The sequence below is a fragment of the Clostridioides sp. LIBA-6622 genome (assembly GCF_056716095.1).
The window spans coordinates 646,220-669,531 of record NZ_CP196998.1 but is presented as its reverse complement, the minus strand read 5'-3'; the positions used below and the strand labels follow the sequence as shown (position 1 = coordinate 669,531).

Below are 23,312 nucleotides of genomic sequence, written 5' to 3'. Positions count from 1 at the left end.
TTATCAAATATCTATTTTTTAGTTTTATTCATATATACTTTTATTCAATAAGTAAAACTGTTGTATATCTTTCGTAAGCTCAAAGAATTATATGGTAAATACACTATCAAATAATTCTTTCTGCTTACTAGATATACCTAAATTAATATATTTCTTCTTCATATAATAACTGTAGCCTATAATTACATTATTATATAAGCCACTAACCTATTTATATAATTTACTCATTAATAGGCAAGAATATAGATATTATCATATTTTTTCTACACAAAGCATACTATTAATATCCACTTAAATAACTCTACTAATAAACTACTTGTTATTTTATTAATTCACTTGTATCATGGGATTATAAGATTTTAAGAAAGGAGTCCTTACATGATTTCACAAAATGATATTGATATACTTACACACAGTTTGCCTTTTTGGGATAAACTCACTGACTCACAAAAAGAGTTACTAATTACCTCAGCAGACATCTCCCATTATAAAAAAGGAAATCCCATACATTGTGGTAATAGTGACTGCATTGGTGTTTTAATCATAAAATCTGGAACAATACGTACTTACATACTTTCAGATGAGGGTCGTGAGGTTACACTCTTCCGTCTTGATAATGGTGATGTATGTATATTGTCAGCTTCATGTATTCTGAAAACAATAACTTTTGATGTATATGTAAATGCTGAAACAGATTGTGATATTATACAGATTAGTTCTTCTGTTTTTTCAAAATTATCTAATGAAAATATCTATGCAGAATTATTTTCATATAAATTAGCTACTGAACGTTTTTCTGATGTTATGTGGGCAATGCAACAAATTCTCTTTATGAGTTTTGATAAACGTTTGGCATCTTTTTTAATTGATGAAATAGCTAAGGATAACAACACTACTATAAATATGACTCATGAGCAAATTGCTAGGTATATGGGTAGTGCTAGAGAAGTTGTATCTAGAATGTTAAAATACTTTGCCAGGGAAGGTATTGTATCTTTATCTCGTGGTGGGATAAAAGTATTGGATAAAGATAAGCTTCGTTCTTTGACACTATAAGCACAAGAAATTCTATTTTAGAATAGCTTGTGCTTATTTACTATTCATATTTAACTTTATATTATACCTATTTTATATTTACACTTAGCTTTATTATGTACCTTCTTGATATTTATATTTAACTTCATACTATATTTTATTGATATTTACACTTACTTCATTCTTAAAATATATCTCTATATCAATAATACTAATATAGGTCACTTATCCCAATAGTATTGAAAATCTTATCAGATTTACACAATTATATATACATATTATACACCTCAAAAAATTCTTCAGATGTAGTCGTGTCTAGCCATTCTTTAGAAGGATATATAAACTTATATTTATTATTTTTAACAAGACTATCATCCGCAGTATCATAAATACAAGATAGCAATGATGCAGACTTTACAAAAGAATCACAGAACTCTTTAGATACAAGTGCCTCCAATACCTCTAGCATTGTTTTTTCATCTAAAGACTTATTTGCAGCAATGTAAGATGGTAACGCTACTGCTCCGTCATCAGGATATGCCATAAATAAATCCCTATCATTAGCACGCTTTGCATAGATACTAGGAGTTATAGCTAGTTTTTCAGAACCATTTTTTACATCATTAAATGACTGTATTGGCATATCTAATATAGTTGAATTAGATAAAAACCTTTCAACCGACTCTTTTCCATACTTACTCCATATGGCTTTAACAATAGACTTTGCACCAGAGTTGTTTATTCCACCGATGACAGTTTTGGTATTAGTATCAATTACATTTTTTATAGAATCTGTTAGACCTTTATAATTCTTGTTATAAGAGAATACTAATGGTATAACTAAAAATGGAAGCAATTTTTCATCAAAATATATAGGTGACGATTTAATCTCATTCTTAATATTAAAATAATCTGATAATGGATATAATTTACTTGAGAATTTTGAATATATATTGTTATCCTCATATACTTCCAAATCAGTAGAAACTATAATATCCGGGATTATAGCGTCTTTCTTTTTTAGATACTCATTTAATTTATAAGGATACCCTATACCAAAATACGTTACTTCTAAATTAATATCTTTTTCTTTTAAAGATATTATTAAATTATCTAAGTAATTTTTCTCATATTTATGAAGTATACAAATATTACTCCAATACAGTTTTACATTTTTCATAAAGAGTCTCTCCTTTTCTTAATTTATGCTGACATTCTAACTGAAATTCATATATACTTTTAAGCATACTTAAGACTTCTCTTTCTTCTCTAGTTTTATTGATTACCTTGAAAATTGAGCCATTTTTCATTATTATTCGTTTTTCTGCCATAAGTGCTGTATGAGGGTCATGTGTAACTATAAAAATCAACTTATCATTTTTCAATAAAATATCTAAAGCAATATTTTTATTTATTCCAGCATTTTCTATCTCATCTATTAAGATAATCGGATTATTTGAAATAAGAGCAATATCTGCAATCATTAAGGCACGAGTCTGCCCACCACTCAATGATGTAAGTTCCTGAGATAAGGAAATAGGTTCTGCTGTTATCGAATTTGCTACATCTAATACTTCTTTTATTGATACAGAAGCATTATTTTTACATTCTTTATGAATAGCTAAAAACTCCTCAACTGTGGAATCAAGAACAAATCTCATATTTTGGCTAAGATGAGAGATGAGTTTTGTAGAAAATTGATTGCGTTTTTCAATAGGAACTTCCATATTATCAATAACTACTTTTCGATTGGTTAAAGAATCCTTATTTACAAATTGCTCTATATCTTTAATTAACCTACTCTTACCAGAGCCTGTATTCCCCACAATAGAATAAATATGACCTCTATAAAAAGTTAGAGATTCGAATTCCTCTGTGCTTCCACTCTTATTCTTTCCAGGATATATGGTTATGCTTTTCATTAAAATTCACCCCTAAAATTCATTTTAGAAACCACCCCTTGTTGAAATTCATCACCAATCCTACACTCCCCAATGCAATAAGAGCATACCCCACTTGGCATTGTGTGTCTTAATAAATGTTCATCATCGTTTGTAAGATTAGTATTTTTTATATAGTTTGAAATCAATTCTACTCCGAAACCAACTAATCCATCAATAAAAAATATATTAGAGTTAGGATTTATTTTTTTTATATTAAATGATATTATCTCTCTTTCTGCTTGTGATACCATATCTATTTTGCTTAAAACTATAGCATCACTTTCACTTAACATAGGTCCTAGTTTTTGAGGAGTACTAAAACTAGATGTACAATCACAGACACATATATGTAGTGTTTTGTTGGTTGCTGGTGAACATCTATTACAAAGCCCAGCAGTTTCTATTAGTAAAATATCACTATTCTTATTTTTTGCCCAAAGCATAAGTTCATTTATGTTTGAAATAAGAAAATGGTCTGGACATATATCTTTACTAAGTCCAACAATATAAGGTATATTCAATTTTTTATATATCAAATCATCATCAGTGGCTAAACAATCAATCTTACATATTGAAGGTTTAAGTCCAGTAGCTTTTAAATAAGGAATTAAGTGCTTTATTAAAGCAGTCTTTCCCACAGAAGATGAACCAGAAATTAATACGGTTTTCATGGTTTATATAAAATCTCCTTTCATATTTTGTTAAGAGATATAATAACACTAGAGATATATAAAAACTGTATCAAATGAGACAATTAATAAATAAACTCTATTGAAAATAATTATCAATACTGTTGAAATTTGGTAAATACTATGATATTATTTCAATCAAAGTGAATATTTATCAGAAAAGGTGATGACTTTGAATGAAAAAGAAGTGCTAGCAAATAGTAAATTATTTTCTGAAAGATACATTATAGAAGATAAGATAAAAACAAAAACTTATAAGAAAGGTCAATTTATAAGCGATTTTTTTGATAAAGAATATTATGTAGGTGTAGTTAAGACAGGGCAAGTATCTATATATTGTATATCAAGTGATGGAAGTGAAGTTAACATGTCTATTCTAAAGGAAGGAGATGTTTTTGGAATTTCCAATATATTTGATGAAGAATCTTTAGATACTGTACTAAAATGCAAAAGTAATGTTTCTGTGGTTTTTTATCCAAAAAAATACTTTATAGAAATGATGAAGTTGGATACTACTGTTGCTTTAGAATATTCAAGATACTGCAATAGAAAGATACAGTTTTTACTGAGAAAGATAGAATTTTTAAATATACAATCTAGTAAAAAGAAAATTATTGAATATTTACTAGAGAAAAGTGGTAAAAATGGTATTATTTTATTAGAATGCTCTAAAGAAGAATTAAGCAAAAAACTTCATGTAAGTCGAGCATCTTTATATAGGGAGTTGCAATCATTGCAAATTGAAAACTGTTTAGAATTTAATAAAAGGAGTATAAAAATATTAAATAAAGAAAAATTAACACAGATTCTATATGAAATATAATATTAAACAATAAGGAGGAAAGTTTTATGAAAAAGAAATTATCAATATTATTACTAGTATCATTAATAACTGTTTCGTTGGTAGGATGTGCGTCAAAGCCACAAGAGACACAGACCAAAAAAGAAACTGAAGTAGTTGCTAAAGTAACAGCACTAAAGGGACCTACAGGAATGGGGATGGTTAAAATGATTAGTGATGAAAGTGATAAAAAAGAAAAGGATTATGAATTTAAAATAGCAAATTCTGTTGATGAAATTACACCTAAACTCATTAACAATGAGATAGACATTGCTGCTATTCCAGCAAATCTATCATCTGTTTTGTATAATAATAGTAAAGGTAAAGTAGAAACACTAGCAATTAATACATTAGGAGTCTTATACATAATTGAGAATGGCAACTCTATAAACAGTGTAAATGATTTAAAAGGAAAAACGATTTACGCTAGTGGTAAGGGGTCCACTCCTGAGTACGCTTTGAATTACATATTGAAAGAAAATGGTATTAATCCATCTGAAGATGTCAACATAGAGTATAAATCAGAACATACTGAGTGTCTAGCAGCATTATTAAATGATAAAAATGGAATAGCATTACTCCCAGAACCATTTGTAACAACTGCATTGACTAAGAGTGATAATCTAAGAGTAGCTTTAGATTTGACAAAAGAATGGGATAACTTAAATAAAGATAAAAATATTGAGAGTGCTTTAACAACAGGAGTTGTTGTTGCAAGAAAAGAATTTGTTGAAAAATATCCAGAAAAGGTTAAAAGCTTCTTAGAAGAATATAAAAAATCTGTTGATTTTACAAATAACAATATAGATGAAGCTTCAAAACTTATTGAGAAAAATGAAATAGTACCAGCAGAAGTAGCAAAAAAAGCAATCCCAAAATGCAATATAACATTTATAGAAGGTACTACAATGAAAACTACACTACACAACTACTTAAAAGTACTTTATGAAGCCAATCCAGAGTCAATAGGAGGAAAGATGCCAGGTGAAGATTTCTACTACATCCAAGAAAATTAGTAAAGCTCATATACTAGCAATAATCTTTTGGCTTACAATTTGGCAAATAGGTAGTATGATAATTGGTCAGGAGATACTTTTAGTATCTCCTTTTTCAGCTTTAAAAAGATTATTAGAATTGTCTACAAGGTTTGAGTTTTGGGAATCCATACTCTTTTCTTTTATGAAAATAACAACAGGATTTATACTAGCTTTTATTATAGGGATAATAGTTGCTATAGTAGCATCGAGTAAAAAAAACTTTAGGATACTTGTGGAACCATTGATACTGACAATACAATCTATACCTGTAGCTTCATTTATAATACTCTCTTTAATATGGATATCTTCAAATAACTTGTCTATTTTTATATCTTTCTTGATGGTGTTACCAGTGGTATATAGGAATATTCTAAACGGTATAAATAGCATATCCAGAGAGCTAAATGATATGGCAAAAGTGTTTAAGGTTAGCAAAATAAAAAAAATAAGGTACATATATTTATCTGAGATAGCACCCTATATAAGAGCGGCATGTAGTGTTTCTTTAGGTCTATGTTGGAAATCTGGGATAGCAGCAGAGATAATAGGTATGCCAGCTAATTCTATAGGTGAAAAACTATATAAGGCTAAAGTATATTTGAATACTCCAGATTTATTTGCATGGACTATAGTTATAATTATAATAAGTATTTGCTTTCAAAAGGGATTTTTGTCATTGATAGACTATTTATTAAAAAGATTGGAGATAAACTAGATGGATATAGTAATTGAGAATCTAAGCAAAAAATATAATGATAAAGTTGTTCTAAATAATTTTAGTAATACTTTTAAAGATAATTCTATAACTTTTATAACTGGAACATCTGGGATTGGTAAGACAACATTAATAAGAATATTGATGGGGCTAGAGAAAGCAGATAGTGGAAAGATTACAGGGATTAGTCATAAAAGGATTAGTGCAGTGTTTCAAGATGATAGTTTATGTGAAAATCTAAGTGTGTTGTTGAATATAAAGCTAGTCTGTGAGAATTTAAGTGATTTAGAAATTGAAAATGCTTTAGAAGTATTGGATTTAAAGGATTGTATCAATAAAAGGGTCAGAGAGTTAAGTGGAGGTATGAAAAGAAGGATAGCAATATTAAGAGCTTTGTTATATGATTTTGATTTGCTTATAATGGATGAGCCATTTAAAGGATTGGATATGGAAACTAAGTATAGAGTTATGGATTTTGTTATAGGTAGGATGGAAAATAAGGGTGCTATAATAATTACTCATGATATGGATGATATAAGGTATTTTAGAAGTCATAAGGAATCGATAATTGATTTTAAGATGCCTTCGATATAAATACTTTTTTCATTTCAAAACCATTAAACATCTTATATAAACATTATTTCAAACCTACTAATTTCATATACTAAAAAGGCTGTAAGTAAATTTATTTTTACACAAATCTACTTACAGCTCTTCTACATAATAATTATGATATTGTATAGTATAATTCTCTAAAATATGAGTTATCATCTAATAGTTCTTTAAAACTTCCACTTCCTATTATACTACCCTCTTTAAGAACAATTATATTTTCAAAACTCTTAATTGAATTCAATCTATGAGCAACCATAATAGTTGTTTTATCTTTTAAAAACTCCATAACATTTAACATAACCTTTTCTTCTGTAATATTATCTAAAGCAGATGTAGCTTCATCTAATATAATTATCTTAGCATCTGAAAACCAAATTCTTGCTAATGCTAGTCTCTGTCTTTCTCCACCTGATAATGTAGTTCCCTTTTCTCCCAATTTAGTATCCAAACCATATTCTAATTTTAAATATAATTTTTTTAAACCTACTTTTTCTAATATGTCAACAATATCATCACTTTTTGCGGATTTTCCAAATACAATATTCTCACGTAAGGTTCCATCAAATATAGGTGAATCTTGTGAAATATATGTAATATACTTATAGTAGTTGTTTAGATTCATCTCAAGTAAATTGTAATCATCGATAAATATAGTTCCTTCACTTGGTTTTAATAACCCAATTAATAGTTTAATTAAGGTTGATTTACCAGAACCACTTTCTCCTACAATTGCTACTTTCTCTCCACTTTTAATACTTAAACTAAGTCCATTGAATATTTTTCTTTTATTATCATACAAAAATCCAATACTATTAAAGTCAATATTCCCATGTATTAAATCAACTTTCTTACCATCTAGCAATTGACTATCATTATTAAGTTCTAAAATATCTGTATAACGTTTATATGCTGCTTTATCTAGTTTAAATTGAATATACAATACATTAAAAATAGCTATAGGAGTATATGCGTTATCTAGCAATGTTATCAAGGCAATTATAGAGCCTATACTTATTGTTTTAGTTTTCCAGCCATAAATTATTATTAATATTTTTATAAAAGTCACTATTAATGAGAAAATCGTGAAGAAAGCTTCATGAATTAGTGTCATTTTAACCTTAGAATCAATAATTTCCTTTTTCGCAGATTTTGATTTACAAATTTCATGCTTAAATCTTTTGTTTACTCGAAATACAATCATTTCCACAAATCCACGGACTAAAAAATGATTCATCTTCTCTTCATTAATTAATATATGTTCTTTAATTTGATATAGAGCTTTGATTAATAAATTTGTAATAATAAAAACTATAAAATATCCAATTAATATAACAATCATAACCTTTTTATCAATCCTATAAATAAAAATTAAACTGAATAAAATTGATGGAATTATTTTTCTAACAACATCTAATAAAAAATTAAAAAGTATATTTCTACCAGCATTAGCTCCATTTTCAACTTTTTGAATCAATTTACCTGTACCAAGCTTTTGATATTCTAAGTAATCTATTTTACTCATTTTTTCTAAAGCTTTTAATTTTAAATCTAAAAAAAAGCTATGTTCTAATTTTCTACTTGGATATTCATCAATATACCTTAAAAAACATAATGTAATTAATACTATTCCATAAATAAAAATTATGTAAAAATTTATAGTTCCACTATTAAATCTATCTATTAAATTCTGATAATAATTGGCACTAAAACTATTTAAAAGTTCTATCCCTATACCTAGTGTTAAATATATAATAACTAATAACTTCTCTTTTTTTGCTATCTCTAATAAATATTTCATAACTGTACACCTATCCTTATTTATTTTACTTGTTAACTTAGAATAAATTTTATGTATAAAATATTTCTTTATTTTTAAAATTTAGTGTGATTATTAATCACTTTAAGTTAACGAAATCTAAAATTTTAGCAGTACAGTTCTATTTGTTAGCAGATTAATATTTTACTCAGTACATTATGCTAACATATAATCTAACTGTACTGAGTAAATATCTCGTTTTATCATATAAATCCCCTTTTTATAGTCTAATATTTATAGTTAAACTTTAAAGCATACTATATAAAATGATTATACTATATTTAAATAGATATATTAAGATATAGTGCCTTGTTAAATCAAAAAGAAGCATAAACAAGTTTATTTTATACAAACTCTATCCATGCTCCCTACGCTTATCTCATCTATTCAAAACTATCACTCATCTTACACCTATTAAACATTAAATCCCTTAATCTTCACAAAACCTCTTTCTATACAGACTTACTCTTTGCCTTACATATCATCTGAGTCATAGTACCCATAGGACAATAAACACACCATGAACGAGGCTTAAATAATACCATCGTAATCAATCCAAGTACAGTCGATGTAAGCATAACACTGTAAAAACCAAAAGCAAACTGTACTACCCAAGGCGAAACTAAAGTCCCATGATATGCCCATTGCCAAGGCATTTTTATAGTCCACAGTAAAGTAACTACCTCTCTAAGGTTTCTACTCCCTTCAAACACTAAATAAGTTGAGAAAAGCATATTAACAAACATCACCATAAAAAACGTCAAAAAACCATATCTAAACCACTTACTTCTAATAAATTTAGGAATATCTTTATTTCTTGACAGATTTAATTTATTTCCGAGCAAATTAAACAGTTGCCCTCTTCCGCAATACTTATTACAATAAGCTTTATTTCCCTTGATAATAGAAATAATTAGTGGCACAAAGAAACAAATTAATCCAATCCAAGCGAAAATAATATTTACAAATCCCAATATCAAATATATTGAAGAAAAAATCCATAAATAGTCATACCAATGTTTTTTATTATTCATGACACTTACCTTCTTCCTCTTTTAATATTGTTATAATCTCAATCACAGATGCTGGACATGTCTTTTCACAAATACCACATCCAATACATAAATCTCTATCAATTTTTGCACTTATGCCATGTGGAACTGAGATAGCCCCTCTTGGACATACTTTTATACAACTTCCACAAGCCACACACTCATTTTCTAAAATATTTGCATACTTCTTTTTTTTGTTAGACATAATAACCTCCCTATATTATTAATCTATAAGAATTATATCAGTATATTTGTTTTTTATCTGTGACTTAATCACATAAAATATCAATATTAAAAATGGTACTCTAACTATAGAAGAACTTTAAATGAAAAAACGATATAAAGTTATCTTATTCAACTTCATATCGCCTCTTCTCTTGTATGTTTACATAAATATTTATTATACAATCTTTAGTATAGTTATAATATTCTCTTATATCACTCTATACTTTTATACACAGTCTTATCCTATTAATCACAAATCTATCTATCAGTTCCTAGTTTTATACACAAGTCTACTCCATTATTCACAATATATCTATTAGTTACTAACCTTACACACATTTTTACTCTATTACTCACAATCTCACCTATCTGTTACTTCTAACTTTATGCACAATCCTACTCTATTATTCACAATTTAGACCTATATACTCGTAACTTTATGCACATATTTCTTCATTAATCACACATCATACTCTTATACAAACTTTAACTAAACACACATATTTACCTTATTAGTATCGTTTAATATCTTAAAATCTTGCATATTCTTAACTATCCATCCCATTTTACCTTACTAATTATAATCCATTCCTTTACATACTCATAATCTTATACACAGTTTTACCTTGTTAGCCACACATTTAACCCAAATATAACTCCAACTTTATTCACAAAATCATGTTATTAATCACACTTAGATTCCTCTATATACTTAAACTTATACACATTCTTAATCTATTAATCACAATTTACCCCCAACTATATTAACCTATATTTTATGAATACATCAACCTCTCATGACTAAAGTCGCCGGGTTCCTGCTTCATAGAATTTTACAGAAACAAAATTGCCTTCTTCAAATCAATTCTGTTTTTTTCTTACAATATACCTGACATTAATAACACTCATATTGAACATTCTTGCTAATTCCATATAGTTTTTCCCATTAAACAATTTAATCATAAGCTCATTTCTAGCATCTTTTAAAGCACCTTCTAGCGTCTTAATATAAAAATAGGTTCCCCCGCTTTGTTTACACAACTTAAGATATTCCAACAAACTATACTTATTTAACTCCTTTGGAATACTCACTTCTATCTTGTGTTCTTCAAGTAATTCTATAATTTTCTCTAATTCTAGCATATTTTCACCTCATATTTTATATTATATTCCCTGTTTCTTACTTTTCAATAAGCTTATTATAGCTATCTTTTTGACCTAATACTTTAGCTCCTGAAAATGTAACTTATCCCCAAAATAGCAAAAATGCTTATGCTTGGTCTGTCCATCTCTACACTTTGCAACGATTAAATCCACCATCTTAATACCCCTGTACTCTGATTCCCTAACTGCTTCCTCACTTTCTCCTATATCCTTAACTGCTTCTTCATAATCACTCCCTTTTAATTGATGTATATAAACCACATTGTTACTATCGTGGTAAATAGCCTTACTATCCCTCATGGGTCTATCTCCATAAGGTCTTGAATCCTTCATCTCATCATTTAACTGGCTTAATTGAATTATTGGTATATCAAAATCCAAAGTCATATTTTTAAGCTCCCTAGAAAATGTAGCTACTTCTCTTTCCCTTTTATCCATACTTTTCTGAGATGTAAGCAGTTGCACATAATCCACTATTAATAAATCTGGCTTTACCTGCCTTATCCTCTTTCTAATCGAACTAATTGTATCTATCTTATCATTTATGTAAATTAAGTTATTCTCACTCAAATCCCCTATTGCACTTACAATAAGTTTCCAATCATTTTCACTTATCTCTTTAGATTTCATATTTCTTGTACTTACGCCTGTCATTCTACATATATTTCTCATAAACACTTGCTCACTAGTCATCTCTCTACTTATAAATAAAGTCTTTTTTCCTTGCTTAACTGAATTTAACATTATTTGAAGTGCCAAAGCAGTCTTTCCAACCCCAGACTTAGCTGCTATTGTAGTTAGTTCCCCTTTAAAAAGACCACCTATAGTTGCATCAAGTAATTTTATACCAAATTTAAAACCGATTTCTTTATCATTTTCCAAGAAATCGAGTACCTTTCCTGCAATACTATTTACATCATCATTTTCATAGGTATCTTTATCTAAAATTTCTTTTATATTATTTTCAAACTTGTATATACAGGTATCAATATTTTCTCCAAGATTTAGACTATGTAAAAGACTTTGACAGTTTTGATTTATACTTCTTCTAGCCAGGTTTTCTTTTAAAATCTTAATATAGCTATCAATCCCAAAGCTCTTCCCCCAAGTGATTAGATTAGTTAAGTCACTCGTTTTTATTGCTAGAGATTTTTTATCTATCTTAGACTTTACAGTAGCCACATCAATCACTATGTTTTCTTTTTTAAGCTCCTTCATAATTTTAAATATCTCAAGACATATATTTTCCATAAACATGTCCTCACTTAATTCATCTAACTTATAGTTTAATTTATTGTCTAAAAGAATTGTGCCTAAAATAGACTGTTCTATTTCAACATCTTTTGATTTGCCCATATAAATTAATCTCACTTTCTTCATAAGTTTTTATATTTTAATTTTTAAATACATTATTATACTAATTAAATCTCACATACAGGATTCCAGTATCTTACATTCTCATGTTTTTTCCCCTCACGAATACTATTATCATATGTTGTATAATTAAAATGTCCATAATTACAGTTGTCATGATTATTGCTCTCTTTACACTGATAAACATTGTTTTGACTTTTTATAGATATGTTTTCATTCACATAGGATTCAAATTTATAGCTAAATAAAGTTTCTGGTCTTATATACATTTCCATTATGGTATTCTTCCACTTAGCTACTTTTACTTCAATAACTTTGTAGAAATCTTCTAATACATAACCTTCCTTTAGCCTTTCATTGATAAGTTTTATGCTTGTTGGAGAATTGATTTTAAAATTCTTTCCTGATTTTTTGTTTAGCATATTTATAATGTTTTGCTGTATATTTTTTTTATTAAATTTATTTAAGGATTCTTTTTTATTTGTTACAGATTTGGATTCTTTTTGTATATCATGAATGTTATTAAAAGAATCATTTTTACTTGTCATTCCTATTTCACTGGATACTTTATTAATGCTGGATTTTATGACCTTTTTAACATGATTATTTTCCATACTATTATTATCATTTTTATATATGTCATTGTATGTATCATTAAGGGCTAGATTTATTGTTCTTGATAGTAGATTAGAATTTTTCTCTTTTGATTTTTTTATATTAAAAGATTCACTGATATAGTTTTTGATAGTGTTAATATTAGAAATGGATTTATTAATTATGGTATCTTTGTTGTGGAAATTGTCTCGACTACACTCTGCATCATTAGACAAATCCTTATTATTTTTAGACTCAAGCCCTATATTCAAATTGCCATTAAACGCATCACCTTTACCAACACAGTCAAATTCTATATCACTGTTACTATCAGCTAAATCTACATTAATATCATCCTCTATGTTAGTGTTTTCAGATAGATTTCCATTAATCTCTACACTGACATAGCTATATATCGAATGAGTTTTACCTTTTACACCTTTAGATACCAGCCTTATTATCCCTAAATCCAAAAACTCTCTTACAAGCCTACTTATGGTAGAAATAGAAAGATTTAAGTCTGTAGCAGTTCTTCTAACTGTCATATAAAATTGACCCATTGGTAAAGTATCTTGAAGCCTTTGTATATTTTCTTTTCTCATTATATAATGATTGAATCTTATTTTGTTAATATCATTCTTTATATCAAAACCCAATACTACTGAATTCAATTTGTAAAATCCATTACTCATCTCTATTTCCCCCATTTCTATTAATAAGTGCTTGTAACATGATAATTATTTTTATATAAACAACATAATAGTCTAAATATAAATATAAATATATATTTATTTTAATATTTTTTTAATTACACTACTTATTCCTTAAAATATCTATTTATATCCTTAAATATACAAATATATTATGTCATATTAATTTATATTTTTTTATTTATATAGCTTATTTATTGTTTTTTCCCCTTTGCACAAGCAATTGTATCATTTTATCTATTTTTTAGCCAACAAATATTTTCGACTATTTTCTTTATATTCTCAATATATCTCCAATATCTAACAAATTCTTTTATAAAATATACAATGTATTTAAATTAAAAAGCATTTAATTTAGTTAATTTGTCTAAAAAAACTTTGCAAAATGTCTTTTCTATCTTTTACTTTTAGACTTTATAAGACATTTTGTATTATATTTTATATTTCATTTTCATTTAATATTCGCTTAAGATTACTTACACACATATTATATTTAATAGCCAATTCGTTGTAATTTACTCCATTAAACTGTCTTACTATCTCTCTATCTCTTGCGTATCTAAAAAGCCCTTTATATGTCGGTATATAGGTATTTGCCCCTCCATACAACTTAGTAATCTCTATAAATTTATCAATCCCAACTATTTCTATCATCGCATGAAACTGAACTGGTATATCCTCCAATTTTACTTTCATAAGTTATACTCCCCCTTTAAAATATTTTTTGTAGCCATAACAAAGTTTTTATTTAGGACATTATTGATTCAGTTAACACTATTGATTTAATCAGCTTTATTCATTTAATAAGTTTTATTGATTCAATTAATACTATTGATTTTAATAAAATGCTTATTAATTTTACACTTTTATTAGCTCTAATATAAATGTTCTTAATCTAATAGCTTCATTAATCTGAATAAAAAATGTACTCCTATTAATAAAATTTTTCAGAACCTAATAACTTTGTTAGCTTTAATAAAGATTTTAATCGTTTAAAAGTAAAATGTTAAGATTGGACTTTTAACTTTTTTATTTACAGATTAAATTTAATAATTCTTTAAATAATCCATAGTCCTTATTATTCAACTTTAAACATATATAATTTCATACAATAATGGCTTAATCCCTAGAGAAATATACAAATATCATCTCAAAAATATTAAAAGCAAGTCTTCAAACATTACATATAAATTAAATAAATATGCCTACATCAAAAATTTACTAATAAAAATTTACACAAATAATCTTAAGAAATTACTGTTTAACTCCGATATTATCTTAGATGATAGTATTATAGTTACCAAAGAAAGTCGACAAATCTTTGAAATTAAATTTTTAGGAGGTAATTTTATGGCAGTTGTTTCAACAAAAAATCTATCTAGTATAAAATTAAAATTGGATGCTGGTTTTGATGATAAGGGTAAGGCAGTTATTAAAAGCAAGTCATTTGCAAATGTAAAGGCAGAAGCATTAGATGATGATGTTTATACTGTTGCAGAGGCAATAGCAGGTCTTCAAGAAAATCCTATTGTAGATATTTTAAAATTAGACAGTACATCACTATCTAAATAATCATTTTTAAATATAGCCTAATTTACAAATTAAAACATCAAAACTGTGTAAAATTTCAAATTATATTATGTACTCAATGTGCTATATATTTTGCAGGTTATATCTTTAATTTACTTTATACTTTAAATACTAATATGTTAAACGCATTTCAAATTGAATATGTTAGATATTTTAAATACCTTTCATGATTCAATTTAAGCCATATTAGAGCATGTTATATGCTAGCAACACTTAAAATAAACCACTAATAGTAACAAAATATAAATTATTATACGGAGGTAACTGTATGGAAATTAAGAAAAAATTAGTCATGAGTTTTAAAAATGTAAAGGATAAACAAGTTTCTTTTTCTATAGAAAATCCAAAAGATAACTTAACTGAACAAAATATAAAATCTGTTATGGATTTGATAATATCTAAAAATATTTTTTCAGTTGGAGGATTTGACCTTGGCTCTGTTGTTGAAGCTAAGATTATAGAAACAAATACCACTCCTTATGACTTAGTTATAGAATAGGAGGTTAATTTTATGGATGATAGTTTACAGATGTTAATAACCAATGTTGGTTTCCCTATAGCCCTATCCATGTATTTATTGGTTAGAATTGAGGGTAAATTGAACACTTTATCAAATAGCATTGATACACTATCCAAAAATATTTTGGTATTTAAGAAATAATTTTGACAATATATGAAATCATAAAATGGGTCTATTTGTACAATAATTAGATATATTCTATGAAAAATACTATGATATTTGGAAAATTAATCCAAATATCTATAGTATTTTTTTGAATTTTGCCACCTCAAATTTGAATTTCACTATTTTATATTTGAATTTCACTATACATAATTTGAAATTTAGAACGCATCTAGTTGGACTCAATAAAATATAATGCTATTCTAATGACAGTAATAAAATGAGGTGATAATTAATGAAAATACATGTCGAACAAGCTACTAATTGCAATGATATTGAAATAACTATAAAATGCTCTACTCTAGATAATAACATCGAAAAAATAATTTCATTATTAAGTACACCACTACTTGATATAAAAGGGAAAAAGTCGGGAGAAATTTACAAACTTAATGTCTGTGATATTTTGTATTTTGAGACAGTTGGGAATAAAACGTTTGCTTATTATGAAAATGATGTGTTTGAAATTGATTTAAAGATATATAAATTATCAAAGTTATTAGTTAATACATCCTTCTCACGAATATCTAAATCCATGATTTTAAATATGGACTACATAGAAAGCATAAAAATAATATCGCATAATCGCATGCAAGCAACTTTAACAAATAATGAAAAAGTTATTATCAATCGGCGTTATATAAAAAATATTAAAGAAAAACTAAATATTTAATAAATTCTAAAGTACTTTATTAATATCACTAATTGTATATTTATTTACCTATTTTATAATCGAAACAATACAATATATTTAATGTTAAATGATAACTAATTACATTTAGTGCAAAACAATTAGCCAAAACGTAAGAAATAATATATCATCATAACTGATAGTTACTGCTAAGTAACATCTTAGTGCAAAAAACAAATTAATTAATACAAGTTAAAACACTATTATAAAATGAAAGGATAGTGAAAAAATGCAAATATATAATACACCTTTTAATACAAATAAACACCTAACCTATTTTTTTACATTTACTTTATTATTAAATTGGATATTTAGTCTTACACCTGCATTACTTGGAATTACAGGCACCATACTTGGAGACATTATTTTTTATCTTGGATATACATCGCCATCTATTATTGGCCTATTTTTTATCTCTACAATATATCCAGATAATGCAAAAAAAGATTTTTCTTATAGATGTTTCAGTTTTAAAGAAATGGGCATAAAATGGCCATTATTTACAATATTATTCTTTGCATTAATCTTTATGCTTTCTTTAATAATAGGTAATCACTTTAATGTGAAAACTTTTAATATAAATTTGATACATATAACCATATATGAACCTTCTAAAATAGCATTTATGCTATTTTCAAGTTTTATATTAAGTATACTTAGCCAAGAAGCAGGATGGAGAGGATATTGTATTGACAAACTATTAGTCAGATTTGGATTTACATCTTCTTCAATTATCTTAGGGATTATTTGTGGAATTTGGTATTTAGGCTCTTATTTTACGCCTGGTCAAATGCCATATAATCTAGCACAATATTCTTTATTTAATGCAGTTTTATTTATACCAAACATTGTACTTTTAACCTTTATAATTAATTTTATATATATAAATACCAATAGAAGTATTTTATCAGCTGGATTTGCCCATATGATGTACAATTTCTTTAATATCCAATTATTATCTCAATACTCTATTAAATTATGTATAATATCTCAATATGTACAAATAGTATTTGGACTAATATTTGTCGTATACATAATCTCTTCTAATAAATTTAAGCAGAAAGTAGATTCTGAAATTGAACAGATAAAATCAAATGATTTTGAATTTGAGCTAGATTTGTAATTTTAACGTATTTTCCTAAACACTTGAAGTATATAAAAACAAAATATATACTGATTATAAGTGAAAAGGAGGTAGTATTTTCATGTTTAAAATTGGAGAAGTTTCAAAATTGACACAGATATCTATTCGTATGTTACGTTATTATGATGAACTTGGCATTCTAAAACCAGCAGAAATAGATAAATATACAGGTTATCGCTTATACTCAGTTGAACAGATTTCAACTTTACAAAAAATTGTCACATTAAGAGATTTAAAGTTTAGTGTTGCAGAAATATCAAATATAGTACATAACTGGGATGATAAATTTGTAGTTAAGGAATTAAATCGGAAAAAGAATGAGATACAAAAGGAAATACAACAAGAGGAACAGAGAATAAACAAAATTGATAAATTTATAGATGCTCTAAACTGTGATAAAGATAATATTCGTCACAATGTAGTCTTTAAGAAAATTCCAAGTTATAAAATCATATCACTTAGAGAAATAATCCCAGACTACTACTATGAAGGTATCCTTTGGAAAAAGTTATATGATTTTGTTAAGGAAGAACATATAGAAATATCACGTCAATCCAACAATAATATAGCGTTTTATCATGACGAGGAACTTACAGGTAATGGTGTAGATGTTGAGGTTGGAATGGTCGTAAATAAGTTTGGAAAGAATAAGTCTAAATTTACATATCGCGAGACGGAAGAAATTGATATAATGGCATGCACTATGGTGTATGGACCATATGAAAATATAGCTGGTGCATATGAATCCTTTTGTTATTGGTTAGATAAAAACAGTGATTATAAAATGTCAGGTATAAATAGACAAATTGGTCATAAAGGTGAGCATAATGAACCAAATCCTGAGAATTATCTTACAGAGGTTCAAATACCCCTTATAAAGGTCTAAGCACCCATTGACATCCCAAAATTTTCATGATAGTATCTAAACGTGTATTAAACACGTTTAATTTTTTTATAGAGAAATTTTTGAGGGGAAAATTATGAGAACAGATTCTACAAAGGAACAGCTAATTAATGCCACAGTCCAGTTATTATCTTCGCATGAAGATATTTCAAGCATTACAGCTAGAGAAATTGTAGCTAAAGCAAATGTCAATTTAGCTATGATTAACTATTGTTTTAAATCTAAAGAAGCATTAGTTAATACTGCTATTAAAAAATTTTTAAAGTGTCATATGGATGAGTATAAGACTACACATGATATTAAAGATTTAGCACCTAAAAAGCAATTAAGAGAAATAATAATTGCATTTTTTGAATTTATAGGTACGCATAGTCAATTTATAAATATTTCTGTACCCTACATATTGGTACAAGAAGAAATTATTTATCCATTTAAGATACTTCCTTTAGTTAAAGCTCATTATGAAAATCAGAACAATAAAAAAACTGAGGCTGAATACAGAACTATTGCTTATCAAATAACTTCATTTATTCAGTTGCTTTGTCTTCGTTCTGAGGCTTTTTTTAAGTATAGTGGTATTGATATTATGAATGTTGAACAAAGAAATGGTCTAATAGATTCTCAATTGGATTTATTTCTAGTAGATATTATAAAATAATATATTAACTTTTTTGTTGTATAGCTCTGGTAATGGTTGAAAATATTCTCATTGACTAAAAGATATTTACATTAAATAGGGAGGGAATTTTAATGTTTTTTACATTTCTAGGAGTAATATCAGCAATTTTATTATTGTGTACAATTATATGTGGTTTATGGATAAAACTTAATAACCGTAATAATGACTCAAATTCTCACTTTACTTTTTCGATACTTTCAATTGTTTTTTCGTTGTTGATTGTAGTATCTTTTTTGGTAAGAAATTAATGTCTTTATTAGATGGTACTTTTATTAGACAATATATATTTATTGAATAGTATGTTTACTAGATAGCATATTTATTATGATAATTGCTTTACTATAGTAAACCTTTATTATAATAATTTACTATAATATGGAGATTATTTGACTATCTTAAAAGCGTCTCTATCGCTTTTTAGGGTATTTTTAAATCTCTATTTATATTTTCTATTAGAAGTCTCTATTATTTTTATATTAGTAGTATTTTTTTACTTTTACTTTATATGTTTTTTCTTTAATCTAACTTCATTACCCTACAATCTGTTATTCTACATTATTTTTCTAAACACTTATTCACTACTCTATAGCTTTTTTTACTTATACTCTACATCACTTTTTCACACAATATAAATACCACATAACTTTCCACTTTTACTATACATGATTTTCCTAGACACTTATTCACTACTATATAACCCTCTTTTCTTAATATTCTATATTATCTTGCTCTACCATGATAATCGATACCCATAAACACACTTATAAAATTTTACCCTCTTACTACTCAATACAATCCATATCACTATACCAACTTCTCACACTCTCAATAATACATTTTCAAATATTACAAAAAAACTTCCAATTCTTACAATAGAGCTGGTATTTCTCTAACCCCTTCAAATGCTATCATTGACTTACAAGATAAATGAAAGAGAGGGTAATATATATGCTTAAAGTAAATCACTTATGTAAATCATACAAAACTGGTAATAAAACATATCCAGTATTAAAAAACATTTCTTTTGAAATCAATAAAGGAGAATTTGTAGCAATTATGGGTTCATCAGGAAGTGGAAAAACCACTCTCCTAAACTGTATTTCATGCTTTATCCCAATTGATGATGGTGAAATAACTCTTGGAAATAATAATATAAGAAATTTACAGGAAAAAGAACTTTCTGAAGTTAGAAACCAGCAATTAGGATTTGTATTCCAAGACTTCATGCTATTTGATGGGCTTAATGTTTTTGAAAATATATGTGTCCCACAAATTATCAAAGGTGGTCAAGTCTTACAAATGGAAAACCGTGCTATTAGTCTATGTGAACTGTTCGGTATTGAACATATTAGAAAAAAATATCCTGCTGAAATATCTGGCGGAGAAAAGCAACGTACAGCAGTTGCAAGAGCACTTATGAACAATCCAGATTTAATATTAGCAGATGAGCCAACTGGTAACCTTGATAGTAAGTCTTGTCGTACAGTTATTGATTCATTTCTAAAGGCAAAACAGGAGCTAGATGCTACTATACTTATGGTTACACATGATAGCTTTGCAGCAAGCTTCTGTGACCGAGTTATTGTACTTAAAGATGGAACAGTTTATAAGGAGGTTGTAAAATCAAATTCAAGACGTGAATTCCTAGATGAATTGCTAGAACTTTTAAAAGAAATGGGAGGCGCTCAAGATGACAATTAATAAGTTATATGGAAAACTTCGTACCTACAATTGGAAGAACTATACTACCTTATTCTTTTGTATAATACTTTCTGTAGTACTAGTAACTTCATATGCTCTAATTTATTTTAGTCCAACAGTACAAAACATTCTTCCAACTGGTGGAGATAGTAGAAAACAAGCTACAATGATATTCTCAGTTGCTATATTAGGATGTGCTGTCTTTACTACATATGCCTCTTCCCTATTTTTAAAATTTAAAAGTAAAGAAATTGGTATTTTCATGGCTCTAGGAGCAGATAAGAAAAAACTAAAAAAACTTCTATTTTCAGAAATACTGTTGATTTCTATAATATGTTGTCTTTTAGGTCTTTTATTAAGTGTACCTGTGTCTTTTGGAATCTGGAAGATATTCCAATTAGTGATTATCGACACTAGAGAAATGACATATCATTTTGGAACTCAAGGATTCATATATGGATTTATATTCTGTATATTTGTGACATTTTGTATATTTATGCTTTCATCAAAATTTATCAATCGTACAAATATAATTGATATACTAAATGACCAGAGAATATCTGAACCAGTACATGATGTAAAGGAATGGTATGGTATATTAGGTATGGTTTTTATTATACTAGGTATTATTTTAGGTTATATTGTACCTTCAATAGTTATAGATAAATTAAATTATGTATTACCATCTGTATGGAGCATTACCTATCTATTCTCTGTTGTTGGAATTTATATGATTATGACATATATAGTTGTACATGCAAAAAGAGGAAAGCATCCTGAGAAATACTACAAAAATATCATATCAACTAGTATGATGAGATTTATGGGAAGACAGACAGTAAAAAATATGTGTGTTATTTCATTTTTAATTGCAGGAGCACTATTTGCTATATTCTATGTGCCTAACATGGTTACAGGAATTTATGATAATCTTAAAAACAACCCTATAGATTACACTTTTACCTACAATCAAAGAGATAAACAGGTATCAAAAAAAGACATTGAACAATTAGCGGATAAACATAATATAGATATTCACAACTATATGGAAATTCCTTCTATTGAATTGATTGTTGATGGTATAGAATCAACACGTCATAAAAATGGAACTATTGACAATGTGTACCTAAAGAAAAGTTCATATGACATGTTCTTTAATTCCAAAGATTTTTCTAAATTAATTGGTAAGCCAATAAATATAAAAAATGGCGAATATCTAGCTGTTGTAAATAAAGAAAATGAAAATCAAGATTATGATTATACCAAATTTATATCAAGCCCAGTAACAGAAAAAGAAATGCCTTTTAAACATGCTGGAAATCTAACTTTTAATGGTTCTTTTTTTCAAAATAGAAGTATGAATGTCTATGTTCTTAATGAAAGTGATTATAAAGCATTTTCTAAAGATTTATCTATAAAAAATCACAATAATTCTGTACTATTTAATGTCGATAATTCTAAAGATACTTATGCTTTTGCTAGTGATTTAAAAGCAGAGATTATAAAAAGAACATCCAAAGAGATGGGAATGTTAACTGGTTATGATGAGTATGTAAAGAAACGTTATGAATCCGCTGGAGAAAAGTATTTTATGGATGAAAAATATACAAGTGGAGAAGGTCCTCTAAAACTAGAACCAGACAATAATCAACTGTACCTTAATTGGAAATACTATCCTAACTTTAAAATTTTACAAAGCCAAGATATGATAAAAAATATGGCAGTCTTCTTGATGTTATTCATATATGTGGCAATCATTTGTTTTGCAGCAGTTGGAATCATTGCATATACAAGAGGTGTCACTATAGCTATAAATCATAAGCAAGTTTTTATGGATTTAAGTCGATTAGGTGCCAATAACGACTATATAAAATTCTGCATTAGAAATCAATTAAAGAAAGTATTCTCATACCCTCTTATTGTAGGAAGTTTTGTAATCTATCTATTTAATTTTATGATTATGATTAACAATGATGGTAGAATTGTCAATAGCGAGGTCTATGCTCTTTTGATAAATTTAGGTCTTATAGGGCTTTGTGGTATCTATATGTACCTTATTTACCTATTAACCTATAAGAAATTCAAAGATATTATTGGGATTTCAAAATAAT

Annotated in this window: 24 protein-coding genes and 1 pseudogene; 14 read left to right on the top strand and 11 right to left on the bottom strand. The window is 27.1% G+C overall.

The window, feature by feature from the left end; genetic code table 11:
* Positions 1-378: 378 nt before the first annotated feature.
* Positions 379-1,056, top strand: coding sequence for a Crp/Fnr family transcriptional regulator (locus ACTG47_RS03380; protein WP_479926107.1), 678 nt, complete (start codon positions 379-381; stop codon positions 1,054-1,056).
* Between the two features lie 244 nt (positions 1,057-1,300).
* Here the strand turns inward: ACTG47_RS03380 and ACTG47_RS03375 are convergent, their stop codons facing one another.
* The 3 genes from ACTG47_RS03375 to ACTG47_RS03365 are packed head-to-tail and all read right to left on the bottom strand — an operon-like array spanning position 1,301 to position 3,649.
* Positions 1,301-2,215, bottom strand: coding sequence for a hypothetical protein (locus ACTG47_RS03375; protein WP_479926106.1), 915 nt, complete (start codon positions 2,213-2,215; stop codon positions 1,301-1,303).
* Complete coding sequence (locus ACTG47_RS03370) at positions 2,187-2,957, bottom strand: ATP-binding cassette domain-containing protein (protein WP_479926105.1); 771 nt, start codon at positions 2,955-2,957, stop codon at positions 2,187-2,189. Before ACTG47_RS03370 ends, ACTG47_RS03375 begins: the two co-directional genes overlap by 29 nt.
* Complete coding sequence (locus ACTG47_RS03365) at positions 2,957-3,649, bottom strand: GTP-binding protein (protein WP_479926104.1); 693 nt, start codon at positions 3,647-3,649, stop codon at positions 2,957-2,959. The genes ACTG47_RS03370 and ACTG47_RS03365 overlap by 1 nt, the downstream gene beginning before the upstream one ends.
* Positions 3,650-3,839: 190 nt before the next feature.
* Between ACTG47_RS03365 and ACTG47_RS03360 the strand changes: the two genes are divergently transcribed.
* The 4 genes from ACTG47_RS03360 to ACTG47_RS03345 are packed head-to-tail and all read left to right on the top strand — an operon-like array spanning position 3,840 to position 6,854.
* The gene (locus ACTG47_RS03360) at positions 3,840-4,490 is read left to right on the top strand and encodes a Crp/Fnr family transcriptional regulator (protein ID WP_479926103.1); all 651 of its coding nucleotides are present in this window, start codon (positions 3,840-3,842) and stop codon (positions 4,488-4,490) included.
* Between the two features lie 26 nt (positions 4,491-4,516).
* Positions 4,517-5,524, top strand: coding sequence for an ABC transporter substrate-binding protein (locus ACTG47_RS03355; RefSeq protein WP_479926102.1), 1,008 nt, complete (start codon positions 4,517-4,519; stop codon positions 5,522-5,524).
* On the top strand, positions 5,493-6,260 hold the full coding sequence (locus ACTG47_RS03350) for an ABC transporter permease (protein WP_479926101.1): 768 nt from the start codon (positions 5,493-5,495) through the stop codon (positions 6,258-6,260). Before ACTG47_RS03355 ends, ACTG47_RS03350 begins: the two co-directional genes overlap by 32 nt.
* A complete protein-coding gene (locus ACTG47_RS03345; protein WP_479926100.1) occupies positions 6,261-6,854 on the top strand; it encodes an ATP-binding cassette domain-containing protein in 594 nt (197 codons plus the stop codon).
* Positions 6,855-6,987: 133 nt separating this feature from the next.
* On the opposite strand, the gene ACTG47_RS03340 is transcribed toward ACTG47_RS03345, so the two are convergent.
* The 8 genes and pseudogenes from ACTG47_RS03340 to ACTG47_RS03305 form a co-directional block, all read right to left on the bottom strand.
* Positions 6,988-8,673: an ABC transporter ATP-binding protein gene (locus tag ACTG47_RS03340; RefSeq protein WP_479926099.1), complete on the bottom strand. Its 1,686-nt coding sequence runs from the start codon at positions 8,671-8,673 to the stop codon at positions 6,988-6,990.
* 470 nt (positions 8,674-9,143) lie between these two features.
* Positions 9,144-9,536 carry a hypothetical protein gene (locus tag ACTG47_RS03335; protein ID WP_479927061.1) on the bottom strand — a complete coding sequence of 131 codons (393 nt, stop codon included), beginning with the start codon at positions 9,534-9,536 and terminating at the stop codon, positions 9,144-9,146.
* Positions 9,537-9,725, bottom strand: a pseudogene (locus tag ACTG47_RS03330) (4Fe-4S binding protein); the annotation flags it as partial.
* Entirely contained in the window at positions 9,718-9,948 is a 231-nt protein-coding gene (locus tag ACTG47_RS03325) for an ATP-binding protein (protein WP_479926098.1), read from the bottom strand. The pseudogene ACTG47_RS03330 and the gene ACTG47_RS03325, both read right to left, overlap by 8 nt.
* A gap of 881 nt (positions 9,949-10,829) precedes the next feature.
* Positions 10,830-11,111, bottom strand: coding sequence for a Mor transcription activator family protein (locus ACTG47_RS03320; protein WP_479926097.1), 282 nt, complete (start codon positions 11,109-11,111; stop codon positions 10,830-10,832).
* Positions 11,112-11,186: 75 nt separating this feature from the next.
* Complete coding sequence (locus tag ACTG47_RS03315; RefSeq protein ID WP_169466656.1) at positions 11,187-12,488, bottom strand: DnaB-like helicase C-terminal domain-containing protein; 1,302 nt, start codon at positions 12,486-12,488, stop codon at positions 11,187-11,189.
* A 65-nt stretch (positions 12,489-12,553) separates the two neighbouring features.
* Positions 12,554-13,792, bottom strand: coding sequence for a conserved phage C-terminal domain-containing protein (locus ACTG47_RS03310; protein ID WP_479926096.1), 1,239 nt, complete (start codon positions 13,790-13,792; stop codon positions 12,554-12,556).
* Between the two features lie 456 nt (positions 13,793-14,248).
* Positions 14,249-14,506, bottom strand: a complete 258-nt coding sequence (locus ACTG47_RS03305; protein WP_479926095.1) for a Mor transcription activator family protein — start codon at positions 14,504-14,506, stop codon at positions 14,249-14,251.
* A gap of 654 nt (positions 14,507-15,160) precedes the next feature.
* Here ACTG47_RS03305 and ACTG47_RS03300 point away from each other — a divergent pair.
* The 9 genes from ACTG47_RS03300 to ACTG47_RS03260 all read left to right on the top strand — a co-directional run bounded on the left by ACTG47_RS03300 (position 15,161) and on the right by ACTG47_RS03260 (position 23,311).
* Entirely contained in the window at positions 15,161-15,382 is a 222-nt protein-coding gene (locus ACTG47_RS03300) for a DUF1659 domain-containing protein (protein ID WP_054269143.1), read from the top strand.
* A gap of 286 nt (positions 15,383-15,668) precedes the next feature.
* The gene (locus ACTG47_RS03295; protein WP_479926094.1) at positions 15,669-15,899 is read left to right on the top strand and encodes a DUF2922 domain-containing protein; all 231 of its coding nucleotides are present in this window, start codon (positions 15,669-15,671) and stop codon (positions 15,897-15,899) included.
* 12 nt (positions 15,900-15,911) lie between these two features.
* Positions 15,912-16,061, top strand: coding sequence for a YvrJ family protein (locus ACTG47_RS03290; RefSeq protein ID WP_169466647.1), 150 nt, complete (start codon positions 15,912-15,914; stop codon positions 16,059-16,061).
* 256 nt (positions 16,062-16,317) lie between these two features.
* Positions 16,318-16,755 (top strand): LytTR family DNA-binding domain-containing protein, encoded by a 438-nt coding sequence (locus ACTG47_RS03285; RefSeq protein ID WP_479926093.1) that lies wholly within the window; start codon positions 16,318-16,320, stop codon positions 16,753-16,755.
* A 247-nt stretch (positions 16,756-17,002) separates the two neighbouring features.
* On the top strand, positions 17,003-17,896 hold the full coding sequence (locus ACTG47_RS03280) for a CPBP family intramembrane glutamic endopeptidase (protein WP_479926092.1): 894 nt from the start codon (positions 17,003-17,005) through the stop codon (positions 17,894-17,896).
* Positions 17,897-17,978: 82 nt separating this feature from the next.
* Positions 17,979-18,803, top strand: coding sequence for a MerR family transcriptional regulator (locus ACTG47_RS03275; protein ID WP_479926091.1), 825 nt, complete (start codon positions 17,979-17,981; stop codon positions 18,801-18,803).
* Positions 18,804-18,897: 94 nt separating this feature from the next.
* Positions 18,898-19,479 (top strand): TetR/AcrR family transcriptional regulator, encoded by a 582-nt coding sequence (locus tag ACTG47_RS03270; RefSeq protein ID WP_169466635.1) that lies wholly within the window; start codon positions 18,898-18,900, stop codon positions 19,477-19,479.
* Positions 19,480-20,448: 969 nt separating this feature from the next.
* Positions 20,449-21,201 (top strand): ABC transporter ATP-binding protein, encoded by a 753-nt coding sequence (locus ACTG47_RS03265; protein WP_169466629.1) that lies wholly within the window; start codon positions 20,449-20,451, stop codon positions 21,199-21,201.
* Positions 21,191-23,311, top strand: coding sequence for an FtsX-like permease family protein (locus ACTG47_RS03260; protein WP_479926090.1), 2,121 nt, complete (start codon positions 21,191-21,193; stop codon positions 23,309-23,311). The genes ACTG47_RS03265 and ACTG47_RS03260 overlap by 11 nt, the downstream gene beginning before the upstream one ends.
* Position 23,312 lies beyond the last annotated feature (1 nt).